Source organism: Pseudomonas sp. P9_31 (assembly GCF_034008235.1).
Classification (GTDB): domain Bacteria; phylum Pseudomonadota; class Gammaproteobacteria; order Pseudomonadales; family Pseudomonadaceae; genus Aquipseudomonas.
In genome coordinates this window covers 993977-1017471 of sequence record NZ_CP125375.1, presented here as the reverse complement: position 1 = coordinate 1017471, position 23495 = coordinate 993977, and the positions used below count along the sequence as shown (strand labels likewise).

The 23495-nt window shown below is 60.0% G+C and carries 19 protein-coding genes and 1 pseudogene; 17 read left to right on the top strand and 3 right to left on the bottom strand.

Features of this window, described 5'->3' with window-relative positions:
- Window positions 1-201 precede the first annotated feature (201 nt).
- Window positions 202-519 (top strand): Rieske (2Fe-2S) protein, encoded by a 318-nt coding sequence (locus QMK51_RS04690; protein ID WP_258699057.1) that lies wholly within the window; start codon window positions 202-204, stop codon window positions 517-519.
- Here QMK51_RS04690 and sfsA read toward each other — a convergent pair.
- Both sfsA and QMK51_RS04680 read right to left on the bottom strand, forming a co-directional pair.
- A complete protein-coding gene (gene sfsA, locus QMK51_RS04685) occupies window positions 516-1229 on the bottom strand; it encodes a DNA/RNA nuclease SfsA (protein ID WP_320393292.1) in 714 nt (237 codons plus the stop codon). The genes QMK51_RS04690 and sfsA overlap by 4 nt on opposite strands.
- A complete protein-coding gene (locus QMK51_RS04680) occupies window positions 1229-2401 on the bottom strand; it encodes a pyridoxal phosphate-dependent aminotransferase (RefSeq protein WP_320393291.1) in 1173 nt (390 codons plus the stop codon). The genes sfsA and QMK51_RS04680 overlap by 1 nt, the downstream gene beginning before the upstream one ends.
- A gap of 334 nt (window positions 2402-2735) precedes the next feature.
- Between QMK51_RS04680 and dksA the strand changes: the two genes are divergently transcribed.
- The 16 genes and pseudogenes from dksA to QMK51_RS04600 all read left to right on the top strand — a co-directional run bounded on the left by dksA (window position 2736) and on the right by QMK51_RS04600 (window position 22840).
- Complete coding sequence (gene dksA, locus QMK51_RS04675; RefSeq protein WP_030130357.1) at window positions 2736-3179, top strand: RNA polymerase-binding protein DksA; 444 nt, start codon at window positions 2736-2738, stop codon at window positions 3177-3179.
- 204 nt (window positions 3180-3383) lie between these two features.
- Window positions 3384-4280 carry a tRNA glutamyl-Q(34) synthetase GluQRS gene (gene gluQRS / locus QMK51_RS04670; protein WP_320393290.1) on the top strand — a complete coding sequence of 299 codons (897 nt, stop codon included), beginning with the start codon at window positions 3384-3386 and terminating at the stop codon, window positions 4278-4280.
- A 77-nt stretch (window positions 4281-4357) separates the two neighbouring features.
- Window positions 4358-4534, top strand: coding sequence for a hypothetical protein (locus QMK51_RS04665; protein ID WP_003176118.1), 177 nt, complete (start codon window positions 4358-4360; stop codon window positions 4532-4534).
- Window positions 4518-7472: a sensor histidine kinase gene (locus QMK51_RS04660; protein WP_320393289.1), complete on the top strand. Its 2955-nt coding sequence runs from the start codon at window positions 4518-4520 to the stop codon at window positions 7470-7472. The genes QMK51_RS04665 and QMK51_RS04660 overlap by 17 nt, the downstream gene beginning before the upstream one ends.
- Before the next feature lie 22 nt (window positions 7473-7494).
- Window positions 7495-8931: a sigma-54-dependent transcriptional regulator gene (locus tag QMK51_RS04655; protein WP_258699052.1), complete on the top strand. Its 1437-nt coding sequence runs from the start codon at window positions 7495-7497 to the stop codon at window positions 8929-8931.
- Window positions 8932-9639: 708 nt separating this feature from the next.
- On the top strand, window positions 9640-11040 hold the full coding sequence (locus QMK51_RS04650; protein WP_258699051.1) for a polynucleotide adenylyltransferase PcnB: 1401 nt from the start codon (window positions 9640-9642) through the stop codon (window positions 11038-11040).
- Between the two features lie 3 nt (window positions 11041-11043).
- Window positions 11044-11529 (top strand): 2-amino-4-hydroxy-6-hydroxymethyldihydropteridine diphosphokinase, encoded by a 486-nt coding sequence (gene folK / locus QMK51_RS04645; RefSeq protein WP_320393288.1) that lies wholly within the window; start codon window positions 11044-11046, stop codon window positions 11527-11529.
- Window positions 11530-11882: 353 nt separating this feature from the next.
- The gene (gene panB, locus QMK51_RS04640) at window positions 11883-12683 is read left to right on the top strand and encodes a 3-methyl-2-oxobutanoate hydroxymethyltransferase (RefSeq protein ID WP_320393287.1); all 801 of its coding nucleotides are present in this window, start codon (window positions 11883-11885) and stop codon (window positions 12681-12683) included.
- Window positions 12680-13540 carry a pantoate--beta-alanine ligase gene (panC, locus tag QMK51_RS04635; RefSeq protein WP_320393286.1) on the top strand — a complete coding sequence of 287 codons (861 nt, stop codon included), beginning with the start codon at window positions 12680-12682 and terminating at the stop codon, window positions 13538-13540. The genes panB and panC overlap by 4 nt, the downstream gene beginning before the upstream one ends.
- Window positions 13541-13669: 129 nt before the next feature.
- Complete coding sequence (gene panD / locus QMK51_RS04630) at window positions 13670-14050, top strand: aspartate 1-decarboxylase (protein WP_008153310.1); 381 nt, start codon at window positions 13670-13672, stop codon at window positions 14048-14050.
- Between the two features lie 230 nt (window positions 14051-14280).
- Window positions 14281-15945 carry a glucose-6-phosphate isomerase gene (pgi, locus tag QMK51_RS04625; RefSeq protein WP_258699047.1) on the top strand — a complete coding sequence of 555 codons (1665 nt, stop codon included), beginning with the start codon at window positions 14281-14283 and terminating at the stop codon, window positions 15943-15945.
- A 203-nt stretch (window positions 15946-16148) separates the two neighbouring features.
- Complete coding sequence (acs, locus tag QMK51_RS04620; protein WP_320393285.1) at window positions 16149-18086, top strand: acetate--CoA ligase; 1938 nt, start codon at window positions 16149-16151, stop codon at window positions 18084-18086.
- A pseudogene (locus QMK51_RS04615) lies at window positions 18085-18305 on the top strand (acetyl-CoA C-acetyltransferase); the annotation flags it as partial. The gene acs and the pseudogene QMK51_RS04615, both read left to right, overlap by 2 nt.
- Window positions 18306-18470: 165 nt before the next feature.
- On the top strand, window positions 18471-19487 hold the full coding sequence (locus tag QMK51_RS04610; protein ID WP_320393284.1) for a class I SAM-dependent rRNA methyltransferase: 1017 nt from the start codon (window positions 18471-18473) through the stop codon (window positions 19485-19487).
- 60 nt (window positions 19488-19547) lie between these two features.
- Window positions 19548-22544 (top strand): DUF748 domain-containing protein, encoded by a 2997-nt coding sequence (locus tag QMK51_RS04605; protein ID WP_320393283.1) that lies wholly within the window; start codon window positions 19548-19550, stop codon window positions 22542-22544.
- Window positions 22544-22840, top strand: a complete 297-nt coding sequence (locus QMK51_RS04600; protein WP_320393282.1) for a DUF2845 domain-containing protein — start codon at window positions 22544-22546, stop codon at window positions 22838-22840. Before QMK51_RS04605 ends, QMK51_RS04600 begins: the two co-directional genes overlap by 1 nt.
- Window positions 22841-23124: 284 nt before the next feature.
- On the opposite strand, the gene QMK51_RS04595 is transcribed toward QMK51_RS04600, so the two are convergent.
- The gene (locus QMK51_RS04595) at window positions 23125-23481 is read right to left on the bottom strand and encodes a BON domain-containing protein (RefSeq protein ID WP_320393281.1); all 357 of its coding nucleotides are present in this window, start codon (window positions 23479-23481) and stop codon (window positions 23125-23127) included.
- Between the last annotated feature and the right edge of the window lie 14 nt (window positions 23482-23495).

Here is a 23495-nt window from a genome sequence, read left to right as displayed (position 1 = left end):
GGGTCATTGACCCGTCGTACCGGGATAGAACAGGTGCATGAACAGCCTCCTTTAAAGGTTTCCCGGGCATAGAGTTGACAGGCCAAGTATCCTCGGCATCCGGCAATCGCCCAGCGGGTGAGCGGCCATTTGATAATTGCTTGCATTTGCACATCAAGCTCGGACATACCTGGTCGCGAGCTGCATGACTTGAGGATAGACATGAAACTTCTTTGCACAGGCGCCGAATTGGCTGACGCCAGCAGTCGCGGTTTCGACGTCGACGGTCAGAAGCTTCTGGCCGTGCGCCGAGGCGGTCGAGTGTATGTGTATGAAAATCGTTGCCCGCACCGTGGCGTCGGACTGGAATGGAAACCCGACCAGTTTCTTGACCCCAGCAACAGCCTGATCCAGTGCGCCACCCACGGCGCACTGTTTCTGATCGAGGACGGCGAATGCGTCGCCGGACCGTGCGCCGGACAATCCCTGACCACCATCCCCTGCTGCGAAGATGAGCAAGGAATCTGGGTCACGCTCTAACCGTTCAACAACACATCCAGCCGCCGATCGACCACCATCTCTTCGTGGGTCAAGCGCACGCCATACGCCAACACTTCGACTCCGCACGCTACCGCTTCGCGTAACGCCGCCGCGTAGGCCGAATCGATTTCCTCTGCTGGACGCACGGAGTCAACGCCGGTCAGATTCACACAATACAACTGCACAGCGCGAATCCCGTCCCGGGCCAAATGGGCCAGTTCACGCAAATGCTTGGCTCCGCGCTGGGTCACCGCGTCAGGAAACGCCGCCACCGCCGAGCCATCGAAGCCCAAGGTGACGCTTTTGACTTCGACATAGGTTGGCCCGCTCGGATAATCGAGACGGAAATCAATGCGGCTGCTTTCCTGACCATAGGCCACTTCGCGCTTCAGTTCGGTAAAACCGTTCAACTCGGTGATGACATTGGCGCGCAACGCCTCCTCGATCAAACCGTTGGCACGCCCGGTGTTCACGCAGAACAGCCGCCCCTGTGGGGTTTCGCCGATTTCCCAGGTGCCGGGCAACTTGCGTTTGGGGTCGCTGGAGCGGCTAAACCAGACTTGCCCGCCTTCGACCTGGCAATTAAGCATCGAACCGGTGTTCGGGCAGTGAATGGTCAGCAACTCGCCGCTAACGGTTTCGATATCGGCAAGAAAACGTTTGTAGCGACGAATCAAGCGACCTTTTTCTAGGGGAGGATGAAAGCGCATCAGCCTTGCCAGCTCTTCAAACCGCGGGCGATCCGCTCGACCGCTTCTTGCAAGCGCGGAAGACTTTGGGTGTAGGCAAAGCGTACGTGATGCCCGGCCTGATGGCGGCCGAAGTCCAGGCCCGGCGTGATAGCAACGTGCTCGGTTTCGAGAAAGTGCTGGCAGAACGCGAAGGCATCACCGCCGAATTTGCTGATATCGGCGTACAAATAGAACGCGCCTTCGGGCTCCACGGCGATACCGAAGCCCAACTCCCGCAAGGCGGGCAGCAGGAAATCACGACGTCGACCAAACTCGGCGCGGCGCTCCTCGAAAATGCGGATGGTGGCGGGTTCGAAGCAGGCCAGTGCGGCGTGCTGGGCCATGCTCGGCGCGCTGATGTAGAGGTTCTGGGCGAGTTTCTCCAGCTCACCGACCGCCGCTTCAGGCGCGACCAACCAACCGAGGCGCCAGCCAGTCATGCCGAAATACTTGGAGAAACTATTGAGGACAAAGGCGCTGTCATCGACTTCCAGCACGCTGGTCGCATCCGTGCCGTAAGTCAGGCCATGGTAGATCTCGTCGACCACCAAATGACCGTGGCGAGCCTTGATCGCCGCAGACAGCCCAGCCAATTCGTCGCGGGTCAGGATGGTCCCGGTCGGGTTGGCCGGCGATGCCACCAGAGCACCGACGCTGTCATGATCCCAGTGACGCGCGACCAGGTCCGGGGTCAGCTGATAACGCACGTCCGGGCCGACCGGCACCAGTTGCGCAGCACCTTCCACCAGCCGCAGGAAGTGCCGGTTGCACGGGTAACCCGGATCTGCCAGCAACCAGTGTTTGCCTGGGTCCACCAGCAAGGCCGTGGCCAACAACAAGGCGCCTGAACCGCCGGGCGTGATGAGGATGCGTTGCGGATCGATGTTCAGCCCGTAACGCTGCTGATAAAAGCCCGAAATGGCCTCACGCAGCTCGGGAGTGCCGCGGGCAGCGGTGTAACGAGTCTTCCCCGCCGCCAGCGCAGCCTGACCGGCCTGGATGATCGGCTCGGCGGTGGTGAAGTCCGGCTCGCCGATTTCCAGGTGAATCACGTCGTGGCCGGCCGCTTGCAGCTCATTGGCCCGCGCCAGCAGGGCCATGACGTGGAACGGTTCGATAGCGCGACTGCGCGCACTGTAGGACGGAGCCATTAGCCTTCCTTACAACGGGGAAAAGAATCGATTCTACCCAAGCGCAGGAACGGGCGAGAACCTAAAGCGGTCAGAGCCTATATAACGCTGGTTTCAAACGGTTCAAGCGTATGCTCCAGGTTTGACTAAAATCAATAATTGATCAGGTCTCCGGAGCCACCAGACAAGGCTTTGCAAACTTTTGCAAGCACCGCAGGCCGCGGGCTCGACATCAGGGAGTAGCGCGGTCCGATTTGATCTGGTAAGTTCGCCCGCTTGCAGCCGCAGGGCCGGCAGGTGTCGGTGATGGAGCAATCCTGCGCAATGGATTACAAGAGTAGAGGCGGTCCATTTCATGCCCACCCAAGCAAAGCAACAGCAGAACCAGTCGATCAGCGGCTTCGAACCCTACAAAGAAGTAAAGGGCGAAGAGTACATGGGCAAGCCCATGCGCGCGCACTTCACCAAGATCCTGAACAAGTGGAAACAGGACTTGATGCAGGAAGTCGACCGTACTGTTGATCACATGAAAGACGAAGCGGCCAACTTTCCTGACCCGGCAGACCGTGCCAGCCAGGAAGAGGAATTCAGCCTCGAATTGCGCGCCCGCGACCGCGAGCGCAAGCTGATCAAGAAAATCGACAAAACCCTGCAATTGATCGAAGACGAAGAATACGGCTGGTGCGAATCGTGCGGCGTCGAAATCGGCGTCAAGCGACTGGAAGCCCGCCCTACCGCCGACATGTGCGTTGACTGCAAGACCCTGGCGGAAATCAAGGAAAAGCAAGTCGGCAAGTAATCTTGGCGACTTGAACGAAGAACGGAGCGTGCGAACGCTCCGTTTTTTGTTTCTGAATTTCGCCTTGGCAGAAAACCTGTGGGAGCGAGCCTGCTCGCGAATGCGGTGTGTCAGGCAACACTAATGTTGGAGCTGATGGCCCCTTCGCGAGCAAGCTCGCTCCCACAGGGACTTGCGCACGACCAGAGAAAGTAACATTTGTCCATGACTGCCACGACTTCCCCTCTCTATATCGGGCGCTTCGCCCCCACCCCCAGTGGGCATCTGCATTTCGGTTCGCTGGTCGCAGCACTGGCCTCCTACCTTGACGCCCGTGCGGTCGGTGGCCGTTGGTTGGTGCGCATGGAAGATCTCGATCCGCCGCGCGAAGAACCCGGTGCTCAGGCGGCGATTCTCAAGGCACTGGAATGCTACGGTTTCGAGTGGGATGGCGACATGGTCCGACAGAGTGACCGGCACGCTGCCTACGACGCAGTCATCAATCGCCTGTTCAATCAGGGCCTGGCCTACGCTTGCACCTGTTCGCGCAAGCAACTGGAGCCGTACCACGGCATCTATCCCGGGTTCTGCCGCAACGCGGGGCACGGCACCGAGAACGCGGCGATTCGCCTGCGCGTACCGGAGCTGGAATACCACTTCATCGACCGGGTGCAGGGCGAGTTCCGTCAACACCTGGGGCGTGAGGTTGGCGATTTCGTGATCCGCCGCCGCGACGGGTTCTATGCCTATCAATTGGCGGTGGTACTGGACGACGCCTGGCAAGGCATCACCGATATCGTGCGCGGCGCCGATTTACTGGATTCCACGCCACGCCAACTCTATCTGCAAGAACTGCTTGGCCTGCCGCAACCGCGCTACCTGCACATCCCGCTGATTACCCAGCCAGACGGCCACAAACTCGGCAAATCCTATCGCTCGCCACCGCTGGCCGAAGATCAGGCTACGCCGCTGTTACTGCGTGCATTGCGGGCACTGGGGCACAAGCCTGTGATCGAACTGAATGACGCCACGCCACGGGAAGTGCTGAACTGGGGCATTGCCCACTGGGATGCATCGCTGATCCCGCGCACACTGACACTGCCCGAAGCACAACTGCAGTGATGCCACTTGCAGTGGCGCGCCCATCCGTTACCATCGCCGCACGTTTTCGGGCACGCGCATAAAAGAGAGAGGCCGGGATGTACATCTATCGCTTGGTCCTGCTCCTGGTAGTGGGGATTTATCTGTTTTCCCCGGCCATCATGGATTGGTGGATCGACGCCACGGGCGCCTGGTATCGCCCTTATTTGCTCTGGCTGATTCTGATCGTCGTGACCTTCATCCTGCAGAGCCAAAAAGATGCCGATGAGCTTTAGCCTGACCCAGATGATCCTGATCAGCGCCGCGTACCTGGCAGTGCTGTTCGGTGTGGCCTGGGTCAGCGAACGGGGCATGATCCCCCGGGCGATCATTCGCCACCCGCTGACGTACACCCTGTCGCTGGGTGTATACGCCAGTGCCTGGGCGTTTTACGGTACGGTAGGCCTGGCCTATCAGTACGGTTACGGCTTTCTGTCCAGTTACCTCGGGGTTTCCGGAGCCTTTCTGCTGGCACCGGTGCTCTTGTACCCGATCCTGAAAATCACCCGCACTTATCAACTCTCGTCCCTGGCCGACCTGTTCGCGTTCCGCTTCCGCAGCACCTGGGCCGGCGCGCTGACGACGATTTTCATGCTGATCGGCGTGCTGCCATTGCTGGCGTTGCAGATTCAGGCGGTGGCCGACTCCATCGGCATCCTCACCCGCGAGCCGGTGCAGCATCGCGTGGCGCTGAGTTTCTGTGCGCTGATTACGCTGTTCACGATTTTCTTCGGCTCGCGCCACATCGCCACCCGCGAGAAGCATGAAGGCCTGGTGTTCGCGATTGCCTTTGAGTCGGTGATCAAGTTGATCGCGCTGGGCGGCGTAGGCCTGTATGCGCTTTATGGCGTGTTCGACGGCCCGCAACAGCTGGAACTGTGGCTGCTGCAAAACCAGACCGCCCTCGCCGCCCTGCACACGCCCTTGCAGGAAGGTCCGTGGCGCACGCTGCTGCTGGTGTTTTTCGCCTCGGCGATCGTGATGCCGCACATGTACCACATGACCTTTACCGAAAACCTCAACCCGCGTTCGCTGGTCAGTGCGAGCTGGGGCTTGCCGCTGTTCCTGCTGCTGATGAGTCTGGCAGTGCCACTGATTCTCTGGGCCGGGCTGAAACTCGGCGCCACCACGAATCCGGAATACTTCACCCTGGGCATCGGCATCGCCGCCAATAACAAAGCCCTGGCACTATTGGCCTATGTCGGCGGATTGTCGGCGGCCAGCGGCCTGATCATCGTCACCACGCTGGCACTGTCGGGGATGGCGTTGAACCATCTGGTGCTGCCGCTCTATCAGCCGCCGGCCGAAGGCAATATCTACCGTTGGCTGAAATGGACCCGCCGGGCACTGATCGTCGCGATCATCATGGCCGGTTACGGTTTCTACCTGCTGCTGGGTGCCGAACAGGATCTGGCCAACCTCGGCATTGTCGCCTTCGTCGCCACGTTGCAGTTCCTGCCGGGTGTGTTGTCGGTGCTGTATTGGCCGACCGCCAACCGCCGCGGCTTCATCGCCGGTCTCCTGGCGGGGATTCTGGTGTGGCTGGTGACCATGCTGCTGCCGCTGGTCGGCAATCTGCAGGGCTTCTACATTCCGCTGCTGAACATGATTTATGTGCTGGACGACACCAGTTGGCACATGGCGGCGATTGCCTCGCTGGCCGCCAACGTGCTGATGTTCACCCTGATTTCACTGTTCACCAACGCCAGCCCCGAAGAGGCCAGCGCCGCCGAAGCCTGCGCGGTGGACAACGTTCGCCGCCCGCAACGCCGCGAACTGCACGCTGCCTCGCCTCAGGAGTTCGCCACGCAGCTTGCAAAACCATTGGGCGCCAAGGCTGCCCAGAAAGAAGTCGAACAAGCGCTGCGTGACCTCTATCTACCGTTCGACGAGCGCCGGCCATACGCCTTGCGCCGCTTGCGCGACCGAATCGAAGCCAACCTGTCCGGTCTGATGGGGCCGAGCGTGGCGCAGGACATGGTCGAAACCTTCCTGCCCTACAAGGCCGGCGGTGAAAACTACGTCACCGAAGACATCCACTTCATCGAAAGTCGCCTTGAGGATTACCACTCGCGCCTCACCGGTCTTGCCGCCGAACTCGATGCCTTGCGCCGCTACCACCGCCAGACCCTGCAGGAATTGCCGATGGGCGTGTGCTCGCTGGCCAAGGATCAGGAAATCCTCATGTGGAACAAAGCCATGGAGGAACTGACCGGAATTGCCGCGCAGCGTGTGGTGGGTTCACGCCTGAGCACCATTGCCGATCCGTGGAAAGAACTGCTGCAAGGCTTCATCAATCTGCCGGACGAGCACTTGCACAAGCAGCACCTGGCCCTCGACGGCCAGACCCGCTGGCTGAACCTGCACAAAGCGGCGATCGACGAACCGCTGGCGCCGGGTAACAGCGGCCTGGTGCTGCTGGTGGAAGACCTGACCGAAACCCAGATGCTCGAAGATAAACTGGTGCACTCCGAGCGCCTGGCCAGCATCGGCCGACTGGCGGCCGGCGTGGCCCATGAAATCGGCAACCCGATCACCGGCATTGCCTGCCTCGCGCAAAACTTGCGCGAAGAGCGTGAAGAAGACAGCGAGTTGACGGAAATCAGCGGGCAGATTCTGGAGCAGACCAAACGTGTGTCGCGCATCGTTCAGTCGCTGATGAGTTTCGCCCATGCCGGCAGTCATCAGCACAGCGACGAGCCCGTCTGTCTGGCGGAAGTGGCCCAGGATGCCATCGGCCTGCTGGCCCTGAACCGACGCAATTTCGAAGTACAGTTCTACAACCTGTGCGATCCCGACCACTGGGTCGAAGGCGACCCGCAGCGGCTCGCTCAGGTATTGATCAACCTGCTCTCAAACGCCCGCGACGCCTCACCTGCGGGCAGTGCGGTGCGAGTCAAAAGCGAAGCCGGCGAACACACGGTCGATCTGATCGTCGAAGACGAAGGCAGCGGTATTCCCTCGAGCATCATGGACCGACTGTTCGAACCTTTCTTCACCACCAAGGATCCTGGCGAAGGCACCGGTCTGGGCCTTGCACTGGTCTATTCCATCGTTGAAGAGCATTATGGACAAATCACCATCGACAGCCCGGCTGATGTTCAAAGCCAACGCGGCACCCGTATCCGGGTGACTTTGCCGCGTCATGTCGAAGCGACGTCCGCTGTGAACTGAGACCGTCGAGAGTATCGAATCAATGCCGCACATTTTGATCGTCGAAGACGAAACAATTATCCGCTCCGCCTTGCGCCGTCTGCTGGAACGTAACCAGTACCAGGTCAGCGAAGCCGGATCCGTGCAGGAAGCACAAGAGCGTTTCAGCATTCCCACGTTTGACCTGATCGTCAGCGACCTGCGCCTGCCGGGCGCACCTGGCACCGAGTTGATCAAACTTGGCCAAGGCACTCCGGTGCTGATCATGACCAGTTACGCCAGCCTGCGTTCGGCCGTCGACTCAATGAAGATGGGCGCGGTGGATTACATCGCCAAGCCTTTCGATCACGACGAAATGCTCCAGGCCGTCGCACGAATCCTGCGTGACCGGCAATCGGCGCAAGCCAGCGGTGAGCCGGTCGTCGGCAAAGCTTCCAATGGCGCCGCGAAAAGCGGTGTCGATAACAGCAACGGCGAAATCGGCATCATCGGCTCGTGCCCGCCGATGCAGGACCTATACAGCAAGATCCGCAAAGTCGCGCCGACCGATTCCAACGTTCTGATCCAGGGTGAATCCGGTACCGGTAAAGAACTGGTAGCACGCGCCCTGCACAACCTGTCCAAACGCGCCAAGGCCCCGATGATTTCGGTGAACTGCGCGGCCATTCCGGAAAGCCTGATCGAGTCCGAACTGTTCGGCCACGAAAAAGGCGCGTTCACCGGCGCCAGCGCCGGGCGTGCCGGGTTGGTGGAAGCAGCGGACGGCGGCACCTTGTTCCTTGATGAAATCGGCGAACTGCCACTGGAAGCCCAGGCCCGCCTGTTGCGGGTGTTGCAGGAAGGTGAAATCCGCCGGGTCGGCTCGGTGCAGTCGCAGAAGGTCGATGTACGCCTGATCGCCGCGACCCACCGGGACCTCAAGAGCCTGGCGAAGATCGGCCAGTTCCGTGAAGACTTGTATTACCGCCTCCACGTGATCGCCCTGAAACTACCGGCCCTGCGCGAACGCGGCGCGGACGTCAACGAAATTGCCAATGCTTTCCTCGCAAGGCAGAGCGCGCGGGTCAACCGCACCGATCTGAAATTTGCCCCGGATGCCGAGCAGGCGATTCGGCATTACTCTTGGCCGGGTAACGTTCGCGAGCTGGAAAACGCGGTCGAGCGCGCGGTGATCCTGTGCGAGAGCCCGGAGATTTCCGCCGAGCTGTTGGGTATCGACATCGAACTCAGCGATCTGGAAGACGACGACTTCATTGGCCTGGCGCCCCAACAGGGCAACAACGCCGGTAACACCAGCCACGAACCGACCGAAGACCTGTCACTGGAAGACTACTTCCAGCACTTCGTTCTCGAGCATCAGGACCACATGACCGAAACCGAACTGGCCCGAAAACTCGGGGTCAGTCGCAAATGCCTGTGGGAGCGCCGTCAGCGCCTGGGTATCCCGCGGCGCAAGACCGGGGTGGCCAGCGAGAGCTGAACCGCACCTGTCGCAGGGGCGGGTAACACGTGACATTGTGGAAAAACTGTTACCTCAGCTTTATCACGTAACAGAAGCCGGGGCTTACGGTAACGAAGCCCCGGTTTTTTTTGGCCTCGAAAAACACCATTAGCCCGCCTAAGCCCTTGTTTTACTGGACCTCACAAAAGTTGGCACGCCCCCTGCTATATGTTTAGTACAAGAACAATAACAAGCAATGCACAAGACAATAAAAATAAGACGAATCGACTCACGCACAATAAAAACAAGACGGCGAGAGGCGTAGCTAACTGATTCTTTTGGAGAGGCGTTGTATTTGGGGCTTGCCCCACGACCAGGCCGAGAACAATAAAAACTGTCCTAAGACAGTGCCTGAACTGGTTGGATCTCACGATCATTGCAACACAGCGACCAAAGCAATCCGTTTGCTCTTGGCTCCCGATTGGGAGGGTCATGAAGGAAAACTTCATGGCGAGGGCGCTCAACAAAAACAAGAAGCCCGAAACCAATAATAAAAATAGAGCACGCAACTACTTCTGGGGGAGCTTCGGCTCCCCTTGTGGTTTCTGGCGTTTGGTCCCGTAGTAGACATCCCCTTCAAGCGCTTGCGCAGCTTCCTACACCATCCCCCGACTAAATGCTAGAATCCCCGCCCATCATGCGGTCATTCTTCGTTATGGCCGAACATTCCTTCAAACAGTGCATCCCATGCTGAAGAAGCTGTTCCAGTCATTCCGTTCTCCCAAGCGTCATACGCAACACATTCGCAGTACGCCTGAAGTGCTCAACAGCGGCCAACATTCGCTGCAAAAGGCGCAATTCAGCCGTTATGCGGTGAATATCGTCGAACGCCTGCAGAACGCCGGTTACCAGGCTTACCTGGTCGGCGGCTGTGTGCGTGACATGCTGCTCGGCATCACGCCGAAAGATTTCGACGTCGCCACCAGCGCCACACCTGAACAGGTACGCGCCGAATTCCGCAACGCGCGGATCATCGGTCGTCGCTTCAAACTGGTGCATATCCACTTTGGTCGCGAAATCATCGAAGTCGCGACCTTTCGCGCCAATCACCCGCAAAACGACGAGGACGAAGACAGCAACCAGTCTTCCCGTAACGAAAGCGGGCGCATTCTGCGCGACAACGTTTACGGCACCCTGGAAGAAGACGCGCAACGCCGCGACTTCACCATCAACGCCTTGTATTACGATCCGGTCAGCGAGCGCATTCTCGACTACGCCAATGGCGTACACGACATCCGCAATCACCTGATCCGCCTGATCGGCGATCCGAAGCAACGCTACCAGGAAGACCCGGTGCGGATGCTGCGGGCCGTGCGTTTCGCCGCCAAGCTGAATTTCGGCATCGAAAAACACAGCGCCCTGCCGATCCGCGATCTGGCACCGATGCTGCGCGAGATTCCATCAGCCCGTCTGTTCGAAGAAGTGCTCAAGCTGTTCCTCTCCGGCCATGCCGCGGACACCTTCGAGATGCTGGTCGACTTGCAGCTGTTCGATCCGCTGTTCCCGGCCAGTGCCGAAGCGCTGGAATACAACCCGACCTACACCCATACGCTGATCAGCGAAGCGCTGATCAATACAGACCTGCGGATCAAGCAGAACAAACCGGTCACCCCGGCGTTCCTGTTTGCAGCATTACTGTGGCCTGCCCTGCCCGCTCGCGTGTTGCGCCTGCAAGAACGTGGCATGCCGCCGATACCGGCGATGCAGGAAGCGGCGCACGAGTTGATTGCCGAACAGTGTCAACGGATCGCAATCCCGAAACGCTTCACGATGCCGATCCGCGAGATCTGGGACATGCAGGAGCGTCTGCCACGGCGCAGCGGCAAACGAGCCGACCTGTTGCTGGACAACCCGCGGTTCCGCGCCGGTTATGACTTCTTGCTGCTGCGCGAAAGCGCCGGGGAGCAGACCGATGGCCTGGGCGAATGGTGGACTGACTATCAGGACGCCAACGACAGCGAACGCCGGGACATGATCCGCGACCTCAGCGGCAAGGACGACGGTACCGGCGCTCCACGCAAACGTCGCCGCAGCGGCGGCGCCAAGCGCAAACGCGCTGCCGGTGCCTCGAGCGCTACAGGCGAGTAGGTCATGGAACGCATCTACATCGGCATGGGCAGCAATCTGGCTGACCCCGCCGAACAGTTGCGCAGCGCTATCGAGGCGTTGTCGCAGTTGCCGCAGACCCAACTGGTCGGCGTTTCGGCGTTTTATCAAAGCGACTCGCTGCTGCCCGGCCAGCCGCGTTACACCAACGCGGTCGCCGCCCTCGACAGCCGCCTCGCGCCGCTGGAGCTGCTTGATGCGCTGCAAGCCATCGAGAACGGGCAAGGCCGTGAGCGCCTTGAACGTTGGGGCCCGCGCACGCTGGATCTGGACATTGTGCTGTTCGGCGATCGACTGATCGACGAACCCCGCCTCAAAGTCCCCCACTACCACCTGCAGGAACGGGCCTTCGTGCTGTATCCGCTGGCCGAGCTGGCACCGACGGATCTGCGCCTGGCCGATGGCCGCACCCTCACGGCATTACTCGCCGCCTGCCCGTTCGTCGGGTTGGAACGCCTCTCCCCGAATTGACAAAACTCCCTGTGGGAGCGGGCTTGCCCGCGATGGCGGACTATTAGTCAACATTGATGTTGAATGTAAAGTCGCTATCGCGGGCAAGCCCGCTCCCACAATGGTTTCTGTCGTATCTGCTGAATCGCACCAGTAACGCCGGTAACACCCCACGCGTAACAATGCGGTAACACACGTAATTGACTTCCCGGGTTCTCCTCACGACTATAGGCGTCCCGCTGCCGCCAACCCGGCGCCAAAGGGCGCAATCCAGGCCTTACAAGCACCACGAAAGAAGGTGCGCCTGTATAAATGACGAATCACGCGCGTTACTCGCAGTAGTTTCCATAGCGCCTGTACTGAGGACTTTTTTCATGCCAGCCATCACCCTGACCACGCTCCAGAGCCTCAAGCAGAAAGGTGAAAAGATCACCATGCTGACCTGCTATGACGCGACCTTCGCCCACGCCTGCAATGAGGCCGGGGTCGAAGTGCTGCTGGTGGGCGACTCCCTTGGTATGGTCTTGCAAGGTCACGACAGCACCCTGCCGGTGACCACCGCTGAAATGGCCTACCACGTGGCGGCCGTCAAGCGCGGTAACACCGATGCCCTGATCCTCGCCGACCTGCCCTTCATGGCCTACGCCACCCTCGAACAAACCATGACCAACAGCGCGCTGTTGATGCAGGCCGGTGCGCACATGGTCAAGGTTGAAGGCGCATTGTGGCTCGCGGACTCGATCCGTCTGCTGGCTGAACGTGGCATCCCGGTGTGCGCGCACATGGGGCTGACACCGCAATCGGTCAACATCCTCGGTGGCTATAAAGTCCAGGGCCGCAACGAAAACCAGGCGCGGCAGATGCGTGCCGACGCGATTGCCCTGGAACAGGCCGGTGCGGCCATGTTGCTGCTCGAATGCGTGCCCAGCGAATTGGCCGAAGAAATCACTCAGGCGGTGGGTATCCCGGTGATCGGTATTGGCGCCGGCAATGGCACCGACGGCCAGGTGCTGGTGCTGCACGACATGCTGGGCTTGTCCATTACCGGCCGCGTGCCAAAATTCGTAAAAAACTTCATGACTGGCCAAAGCAGCATCCAGACTGCCCTGAGCGCTTACGTCACTGAAGTCAAAGCGGCGACTTTCCCCGGCATCGAACACGGATTCTCTGCATGAACACCGTAAAAACCGTACGCGAACTGCGGGCCGCCGTGGCCCGTGCCCGTAGCGAAGGCAAGCGCATCGGCTTCGTGCCGACCATGGGCAACCTGCACAGCGGGCATATCGCACTGATTACCAAAGCCACCCAACGGGTGGATTTCGTGGTCGCGAGCATTTTCGTCAACCCGCTGCAATTCGGCGCCGGCGAAGACCTCGACAAGTACCCCCGGACCCTGGCCGCCGACCAGGAGAAACTGCTCCAGGCCGGTTGCCATCTGCTGTTCGCACCGACCGTCGAAGAAATGTACCCCGACGGCATGGCCGGTCAGACCCGCGTCAGCGTGCCTCAACTGTCCGAAGGACTGTGCGGCGCCAGTCGTCCGGGGCATTTCGAAGGGGTGGCGACCGTGGTCAGCAAGCTGTTCAACATGGTCCAGCCGGACCTGGCGATCTTCGGCCAGAAAGACTTCCAGCAACTGGCGGTGATTCGCGCCCTGGTGCATGACCTGAACATGCCGATCCAGATCATTGGCGAACCCACCGTGCGTGCCGCTGACGGCCTGGCCCTGTCATCGCGCAATGGTTTTCTCAGCGAAGAACAGCGGGCCATCGCGCCCATGGTCTATCGCACCCTGACCCATATTGCCGACGCGCTCAAACAGGGCGAGCGCGATTACCCGACGCTGATCAACGAGCAGATCAAGCAACTCGAAGCTGCCGGCCTGCGTCCGGATTATCTGGAAATTCGCCATGCACTGACGTTGCGTCCGGCGACGGCAGAAGATCGGGACCTGGTGATTCTGGTGGCGGCGTTCCTGGGCACGACGCGGTTGATCGACAACCTGCATCTGAACCTCGACGCTCCCGTATAAACACTACAAAACCACTGTGGGAGCAAGCCCGCTCCCATATTGGATCTGCGTCGTTTCCAGACTGTATTGCCGCCCACAAGCCCTTCGGGCAAACTGCCCCCCGTTCGATTCCGACCCGGGGAAACACTCATGCACGCCATCATGCTCAAGGCCAAGCTGCATCGCGCCGAAGTCACCCACGCTGTACTCGATTACGAAGGCTCTTGTGCCATCGACGGTGAATGGCTGGACCTGTCCGGCATCCGTGAGTACGAACAGATCCAGATTTACAACATCGATAACGGCGAACGCTTCACCACCTACGCGATTCGTGGTGAAGAAGGCTCGCGCATGATCTCGGTCAACGGTGCCGCAGCGCACAAAGCCAAGGTCGGCGACCGCGTGATCATCTGCGCTTACGCCCATTACAGCGAAGCCGAGCTACTGAACTTCAAGCCGCGCATGCTCTACATGGCACCGGGTAACGAGCTGAGCCACACCAGCAATGCCATTCCGGTTCAGGTCGCCTGATCGAGCCGACACCCCTGTCAGCCTTCCGTTTGTCGGACCACTCCCGGTTTAAATGTTAAAAAAGTACCGGGAGCAGGTCAGACAAAGTCAAGACAGATTGCGGCGCGAGGTTTACTGTATTCGCCCTGCGCCAAAAATCGTGTCGACGTAGTTGACCGGACGCCCACCCGCGGCTCTCCGGGATTTTTCGTGTTCAAAAGGCCGTTCAAGTAAAAAGGAAAACCGCAGCGATGGCGTACTACCGCACTCCTCACGACGTTACCGCTCTGCCCGCCTGGCAAGCGCTGAATGACCACCGCCAAGCCATGCAGGATTTCAGCATGCGCGAAGCCTTTAATGCCGATCCGCAGCGCTTTACTCAATTCACCCTCAGCAGCTGCGGTCTGTTTCTCGATTACTCGAAGAACCTGATCAACGCCGAGACCCGCAATCTGCTGGTGGGCCTGGCCAACGAAGTCGACCTCAAGGGCGCGATCAAAGCGCTGTTCGATGGTGAAATCGTCAACTCTTCCGAAGGGCGCCCGGCGCTGCACACCGCACTGCGCCGTCCGGTGGGCGACAAGCTGTCGGTCAACGGCGTCAACGTGATGCCCGACGTGCACAAGGTGCTGAACCAGATCACCGACCTCGTGGGCCGGATCCACGACGGTCTGTGGCGCGGTTACACCGAAAAGCCGATCACCGACGTGGTGAACATCGGCATCGGTGGCTCGTTCCTCGGCCCTGAGCTGGTGTCCGAAGCGCTGCTGTCCTACGCCCAGAAAGGCGTGCGCTGCCACTACTTGGCAAACATCGACGGCAGTGAATTCCACGAACTGACCATGAAACTGCGCGCCGAAACCACGCTGTTCATCGTCTCGTCGAAATCCTTCAACACCCTCGAAACCCTGAAAAACGCCCAGGCCGCACGCGCCTGGTACCTGGCTCAGGGTGGTTCGGAAGCCGAGCTGTACCGTCACTTCATCGCCGTTTCCAGCAACAACGCGGCGGCTGTGGCGTTCGGTATCCGCGAAGAGAACATCTTCCCGATGTGGGACTGGGTCGGTGGGCGTTACTCGCTGTGGTCGGCCATCGGTCTGCCGATTGCACTGGCCATCGGCATGTCGAACTTCAAGGAACTGCTGTCCGGTGCCTACACCATGGACCAGCATTTCCAGAGCGCGCCATTCGAACAGAACATGCCGGTGCTGCTGGCGTTGCTCGGCGTCTGGTACGGCAATTTCTGGGGCGCGCAGAGCCACGCGATCCTGCCGTACGACCACTACCTGCGCAACATCACCAAGCACTTGCAACAGCTGGACATGGAATCCAACGGCAAGAGCGTACGCCAGGACGGCACGCCAGTGTCCACCGATACCGGCCCGGTGATCTGGGGCGGCGTCGGCTGCAACGGTCAGCACGCTTACCACCAGTTGCTGCACCAGGGCACCCAACTGATTCCGGCCGACTTCATTGTGCCGATCGTCAGCTTCAACCCGGTGTCCGACCACCACCAGTGGCTGTACGCCAACTGCCTGTCCCAAAGCCAGGCGTTGATGCTCGGCAAGAACCGCACCGAGGCAGAAGCCGAATTGCGCGACAAGGGCATGAGCGAAGAAGACGTACAGAAAATCGCACCGCACAAGGTGATCCCGGGCAACCGTCCGAGCAACACTCTGGTGGTCGAGCGCATCAGCCCGCGTCGTCTCGGCGCACTGGTGGCGATGTACGAACACAAAGTCTTCGTGCAAAGCGTGATCTGGGGCATCAACGCCTTCGATCAGTGGGGCGTGGAGCTGGGTAAAGAGCTGGGCAAAGGCGTCTACAACCGCCTGGTCGGCAGCGAAGAAACCCCGGCCGACGATGCCTCCACCCAAGGCCTGATCAACTACTTCCGCGGTCGTCACCGCGGGTGATCTGACACCCTCTCCCACAGGTCAGCACTGACCCTGTGGGAGCGGGCTTGCTCGCGAAAGCGGTTTGTCATTCAACATGGGTGTCGACTGCTACACCGCTTTCGCGAGCAAGCCCGCCCCCACATTGGTTCTATGTACACTTGAACTCAAAATTCACAGGGCGCATCTTTATTCTTGTCGCATAACAAGCATAAGGAACCGTCATGTTCGATATCAGCACGTTCCCCAAAGCCGATGCCGTCCGCCGGGCTGCACAGTTAAGTCAAGACGACTACAAACGCCTGTACCACCAGTCCATCGAACACCCCAGCACCTTCTGGGCCGAACAGGCCACACGCTTTCTCGACTGGAGCGCGCCGTGGCAAACCGTCCAGCGTTACGACCTTAAAACCGGTGAAGCGAGCTGGTTCGCCGGCGGAAAGTTAAACGTCAGTTACAACTGTATCGATCGTCATCTGGAAAAACGCGGCGATCAAATCGCGATCATCTGGGAAGGCGATGACCCCGCCGAATCCGACCGGATCACCTACAAAAAACTCCATCACAACGTCTGTCGACTGGCCAACGTGCTCAAAAGCCGTGGCGTGAAGAAAGGCGACCGCGTGTGCATCTACATGCCGATGATCCCCGAAGCCGCCTATGCCATGCTCGCCTGCACGCGGATCGGCGCGATTCATTCGGTGGTGTTCGGCGGCTTCTCCCCGGACTCCCTGCGTGACCGGATCCTCGACGCCGACTGCCGCACGGTGATCACCGCCGACGAAGGCGTACGCGGCGGTAAATTCGTGCCGCTCAAACAGAACGTCGACAAGGCCCTGCAAAGTTGCCCCGACGTCAGCAGCGTAATCGTGGTCGAACGCAGCCAAAACCAGGTGAATTGGGTTGAAGGCCGCGACCTCTGGTATCACCAGGCCCTGCGCGACGTCGATGACCATTGCCCGCCCGAACCGATGGACGCCGAAGACCCGTTGTTCATCCTCTATACCTCCGGCAGCACCGGCAAACCCAAAGGCGTGCTGCACACTACTGGCGGCTACTTGCTGCAAGCCGCCATGACCTTCAAATACGTGCTCGACTATCGTGACGGTGAAGTCTTCTGGTGCACCGCCGATGTCGGCTGGGTCACCGGCCATAGCTACATCGTCTACGGGCCATTGGCCAACGGCGCGACCACGCTGATCTTCGAGGGCGTACCGAGCTACCCCAGCACCTCGCGCTTCTGGCAGGTGATCGACAAACACCACGTGAACATCTTCTACACCGCCCCCACCGCCCTGCGTGCGCTGATGCGTGAAGGTCCCGAGCCGTTGAAGGAAACCTCCCGCGAGAGCCTGCGATTACTCGGCACCGTCGGTGAGCCCATCAACCCTGAAGCCTGGGAGTGGTACTTCAATACGGTCGGCGAACAGCGCTGCCCGATTGTCGATACCTGGTGGCAGACCGAAACCGGCGGCATCATGCTCAGCCCGCTGGTCAGCGCCCAACGGATCAAACCCGGTTGCGCCACCCAACCGATGTTCGGCGTGCAACCGGTGTTGCTCGATGAACACGGCAAGGAAATCAAAGGCGCCGGCAGCGGCGTTCTGGCCATCAAGTCCAGCTGGCCGGCGCAGATCCGCAGCGTCTACGGCGACCCGAAACGCATGGTCGAAACCTACTTCAAGCCCTACCCCGGCTACTACTTCACCGGCGATGGCGCACGCCGCGACGAGGACGGCGACTACTGGATCACCGGGCGCATCGATGACGTCATCAACGTCTCCGGGCACCGTATTGGCACCGCCGAAGTGGAAAGCGCCCTGGTGCTGCACGACAGCATTGCCGAGGCCGCCGTGGTCGGTTACCCCCACGACATCAAAGGCCAGGGTATCTACGCCTTCGTCACGCCCATGAACGGCGTCGAACTCTGTGATGAACTGAAAAAAGAACTGCTGGCCCACGTCAGCAAGGAGATCGGCAGCTTCGCCAAACCTGACTTGATCCAGTGGGCCCCGGCCCTGCCGAAAACCCGTTCGGGCAAGATCATGCGGCGGATTCTGCGCAAGATCGCCTGCAACGAACTGGACAACCTGGGCGACACCTCGACACTCGCCGACCCGAGTGTGGTGCAAGGCCTGATCGACAAACGCCTGAACTCGTAAAGCCTTCGCGGCACAATCCCTGGCGGTGATCAAGGGCCTGGAATGGGACCTGAGCAAGGTCAACGGCGGTGCCATCGCCCTGGGCCATCCGATCGGCGCCTCGGGTGCCGGGTGCTGGTGACGTTGTTGCACGAAATGATCAAGCGTGACGCCAAGAAAGGTCTGGCCACCCTGTGCATCGGTGGTGGTCAGGGCGTTGCATTGGCCATCGAGCGCTAATCACGTCCCTGTGGGAGCGAGGCTTGCCCGCGAAAGCGGTGTGTCAGGCGAAATCAATGTTGATTGTGCCGCCGTCTTCGCGGACAAGCCTCGCTCCTACAGGTTCTTCATCGCCCAAACTGTTAAACTCCCGCGCCCCCAATTCCCTCCTGCAAGGCGCCCAGCATGTCTTCCTTGAATCAGGCGCTGTGCGCCGCCCTTGATCGTCGCCAAGACCTGCTCGCCGAGCTGCATCAGCAGGGCACCGATTGCTATCGCCTGTTCCACGGCAGCCAGGAAGGTGCCGGCGGCCTGACCGTCGACCGCTACGGCCCGCAACTATTGGTGCAAAGTTTCCACCAGCCACTGGAGCGTGACGCCCTGCTGCAACTGCACGAGACCGTCAATCAACAGCTGGGCCTCGACACCCTGCTGGTCTACAACGACCGTTCCCGCGGCAACTCCCGCATCGACCGCGAAGACACCGTCTACCGCGCCGACGACGCCGCCCTGCAAGATTTGATCGGCCACGAATGGGGGCTCAACTACCGGGTTCGCGGGCGCCACGCCGGCCAGGACCCGTTGCTGTTTCTCGACCTACGCAACACCCGCGGCTGGGTCAAGGCGCACAGTAAAAACAAAAGTGTGCTGAACCTGTTCGCCTACACCTGTGGCGTCGGCCTCAGTGCCGCGGCCGGGGGTGCCAGCGAGGTGTGCAACCTGGACTTTGCCGAAGGCAATCTGGCGGTCGGTCGTGAGAACGGCCTGCTCAACCCGCAATTACCGACCATGGAATTCATCCAGTCCGATTACTTCCCGGCGATCCGCCAACTGGCGGGCCTGCCCATCAGCCAGCGTCGCGGGCAGAAACTGCCAAGCTATCAACGTCTGGATCAGCGTCAGTACGATCTGGTGCTGCTCGATCCACCCGCCTGGGCCAAGAGTGCCTTCGGTACGGTCGACCTGTTGCGCGACTACCAGAGCCTGCTCAAACCGGCGCTGCTGGCCACCGCCGACAACGGCGTGCTGATCTGCTGCAACAACCTGGCGAAGGTCAGCATGGACGATTGGCGTGAACAGGTTTTACGCTGCGCAGAGAAGTCTGGTCGTCCGGTTCGCGAGTGGACAGTGATGAAACCGGGCGGCGATTTCCCGTCGATGGATCAACAGCCGCCGCTGAAAACGCTGATCCTGCAGCTCTGAAAATCCCGCCCATAGTCAGACAATTCCTATAAAGCATGATTGCTTCGGAACCGCAAACGCATGCCATACTCCAAGGCACTCCGATTCCGACAGATGAAACCGCACATGCCCAAAGGATTGATTCGCGCTATCGGCGCCCTGTTGACTGCACTGGCTCTTTATAGCCTGCTGGGTTTTCTGATTTTGCCGGGCATCGCGTTGCGGGTTGTCAACCAACAACTGGCCAACTACGCCGCGACGCCCGCCACGATTTCGCGGATCGAACTCAACCCGTTCACCCTTGAAGTCACCCTTTGGGGCCTGGTCGTCGGCGAGCCGGGCAAGGAACAAGTGGGCTTCGAACGCCTGTACGCGAACCTGCAGATCGACAGCCTCTGGACCAAGGCGCTGCACCTGTCCGATATCGAGCTGGACAAACCCAAGACCGAAATCCTCTTCGGCAAGGACGGCAAACTCAACCTGCTCGGGCTGTTCAAAATCCCCGCCAGCGAACCGGCCCCGGTCGACCCGAACGCCAGACCATTCCCGCTGCGCGTGGAGCGGATCAAACTGGCCGGCGGCTCCGTACATTTCGAGGATGCACGGCCCAGCGAACCCATCGAATTCATCTACGACAAACTCGATTTCGAACTGAAAAACCTCAGCACCCTGCCCGAAGACAGCGCCGACATGACATTGGTCGCCGTTGGCCCGTCAGGTGGACAGATCGACTGGACCGGTAACTTCAGCCTGATCCCGATCGCCTCCGAAGGTAAGCTGAAAATCACCGATGGCAAGATGAAATCCTTCTGGCCCTATGTGCGCGATGCTGTGCCGCTGGTCCTGGAAAACGGTGTCCTGAACCTGAGCACCGACTACAAACTCAACCTGTCCAAGGGAACCGAACTGCTACTGAACAACGTCGCCGTCAGCGTCGCGCCTTTCGCCATCAAGGCGCCGGACGGCCGACCGCTGGCGAAGCTCGAACGGCTGGACATCAGCGAAACCACCGTGGATCTGGCCAAACAGCAAGTGGTGGTCGGCAAGATTCGCAGCCAGAAACTGGAAACCTGGGCCGCCCTCGAAGCGGATGGGCAACTCGACTGGCAAAAACTGTTCGCCAGTCAACCGTCCAAACCGGCCGCCAAAGCCAACGCCGAACCCGCCAGCACACCAGCGGCAGCCGATTCACCGAAGCCTGAACCGACCGCGCCAAGCAAGCCCTGGCAAGTGCTGCTCAAAGACGTGCAACTGCGCAATTATCAGGTGCACCTGACCGACCGTAAGGCGCAACCCGCCGTGGCGCTGGAGCTCGGACCGCTGAACCTGGACCTGCAAAATTTCGACAGCCTCAATGGCTCTCCTTTCAACCTCAAGCTCGACACGGGCGTGGGCAAGCAAGGCAAGCTCACCGCGGACGGCGTGGTCAATCTGGCCCCGATCAGCGCCAGACTGAACGTGCAGACCAAGGACATCGACCTGCGCGTCGCCCAGTCCTACATCACCCCCTTCATTCGCCTCGAACTGCGCAGCGGCATGCTCGGTAGCGATTTGGCGGTCGACCTGAAAAGCACCGAGCCACTGGCGTTCAGCGTCACCGGCCGCGCCCAGGTCGATCAACTGCATACCCTCGACACCCTGAAAACCCGAGACTTCCTCAAGTGGCAGCAGCTGGTGCTCGAAGGCCTGAACTATCAGCATGGCGACAGCCTGTCGATCGACAAGGTCAATCTGTTCCAGCCCTATGCGCGCTTCATGATCAACGATGACCGCACCACCAACATCGATGACCTGCTGATCCCGCAACCGGCGGACTCCGGCGCCACAACGACCACAACCGCCGCAGCCAAACCGGCGGCCGGAAAAGAAAAAACGCTGGGCATCCACATTGGCAGCATCGCCATCAATGACGGTTCGGCGAACTTCGCCGACTTCAGCCTGACCCCGAACTTCGCCACAGCCGTTCAACAGCTGAACGGGAAGATCGGCACCATCGACAGCCGGCAGGCAAAACCGGCCAGCGTCGACGTCAAAGGCAAGGTCGACCGCTATGCGCCGGTGACCATCAAGGGGTCGGTCAACCCGTTCGACCCGATGGCCAGCCTGGACATCGCCACCAGTTTCAAACGGGTGGAACTGACGACCCTGACGCCCTACTCCGGCAAGTTCGCCGGCTACCGCATCCGTAAGGGCCGGCTTAATCTGGATCTGCATTACCGGATCACCAACGGCCAGCTCCTGGCCGAAAACAAAGTGGTGGTCGAACAGCTGCAACTCGGTGAAAAAGTCGACAGTCCGGATGCCGTAAGCCTGCCGCTGAAACTGGCGATTGCCTTGCTCAAGGATGTCGACGGCAAGATTTCCATCGAGCTGCCGGTGAGCGGCGACCTGAACAACCCGCAGTTCAGCATCATGCCGATCATCTGGCAGACCCTGCGCAATCTGATCGTGAAGGCGGCCGCGGCTCCGTTCAAAATGATCGGCGGGCTGGTCAGCGGCGGTGGTTCAGAGGACCTGGGTACCGTGGCGTTTGCTCCGGGTTCAAGCGACTTGAGCAAGGAAGCCGAAGCGACACTGATCAAACTGTCCCAAGCGCTCAAGGAGCGTCCGGCCCTGCGCCTGGAAATCGAAGGCACCGCCGCCAAGAGCAGCGACGGCCCGCTGCTCGCCGAGCAACGCCTGGAACGGGAATACCAGTACAACTACTACAAAATGCTCCAGCGCCGCGGAGACAAAGTGCCGGCCCAGGCCTCATTGCTGAACGTGCCGGACAACGAGAAAAGCCCACTGCTTGAAGGGATCTACCGCACGCGTCTCAAAATCCAGCCACCCGCCGAATGGAAGGACCTGGGCAAGGAAGAGCGCAGCAAAAAAATGCGTGAAAGCGTGATCGACTTCTGGAGCTCCAGCGAGGTGCTGTTGCGCCAACTGGGACAAGAGCGGGCCAGCAGCATCAAGGACTACCTGGTGGACAAAGGGCAGTTGGCCGATGACCGCGTGTACTTCATCGACGCCAACCTCGGTGAGGCCGAAAGCGATGGCCGCGTGGTGACGGCCATGCACCTGGATGCCGAGTGATGGGCGCGCGCTGGCTTCTGAATCTGGTCTTGATGCTGGCCGCCGGCCAAGCCGTTGCGGCCGATACCCTGCGCTGCGGCAGCCAGCTGATCAGCGTCGGGGACAGGTCCAGCGAAGTGTTGCAAAAATGCGGAGAGCCTGTCGCCCGTGACCTGCTTGGCTACAAGCGCAGCGCCAATCGACGGGAAGAGTTTCAGGTCGAGGAATGGACCTACGGACCCAACAGCGGGATGTACCAGTACCTGCGCTTTGAAGGCAACCGGTTGGTGCAGATCATCAGCAAACGCGGTAATTGAACCCGCCACAATTCAATGTGGGTATCAGTCAAAGTGGGAGCGGGCTTGCTCGTGAATGTGGTGTGTCAGTCGGCATCAATGTTGACTGGCATACCGCATTCGCGAGCAAGCCCGCTCCCACAGTTGTTTTTGCGTTGCTCCCAATAGAACAGGCCCCGACACGAATGTCGGGGCCTGTAATGGCCACGTCCCTGTGACCGTTCGCATGAACTCTCAAAAAGCGACAAGCGTATGACTCGGCCCGCCTGCCGCGTCTTCTCCCGGTCCAGGCGAGAAGCCTTGCCTTACTCGGCTTTCAGGCCGTCAGCGGATACCGCTTTGACGCCTTTGATTTTCTTGGCGATGGCCACGGCGGTTGCTTTCTGAGCGTCAGTCACCGTAACGGTGGACGACAGTGACACTACGCCTTTGTTGGTTTCGACTTTGATGTCGGTGCCCGGGATGCCTTTTTCGGTCACCAGGTCTGCTTTGACTTTGGTCGTGATCCAGGTATCGGAAGTAGCTTCTTTGGCTTTGGTCACTTCACCGGCAGCCAGCACCATAGGGGACTGGGTGGTCTGGATGGTCTGTGCAAATGCAGCGTTGGCCATGGTCAGGGTCAGCGCGGTAGCAGTAGCGGCAGCAATAGCGAACTTCTTCATACGAGTAACTCCTG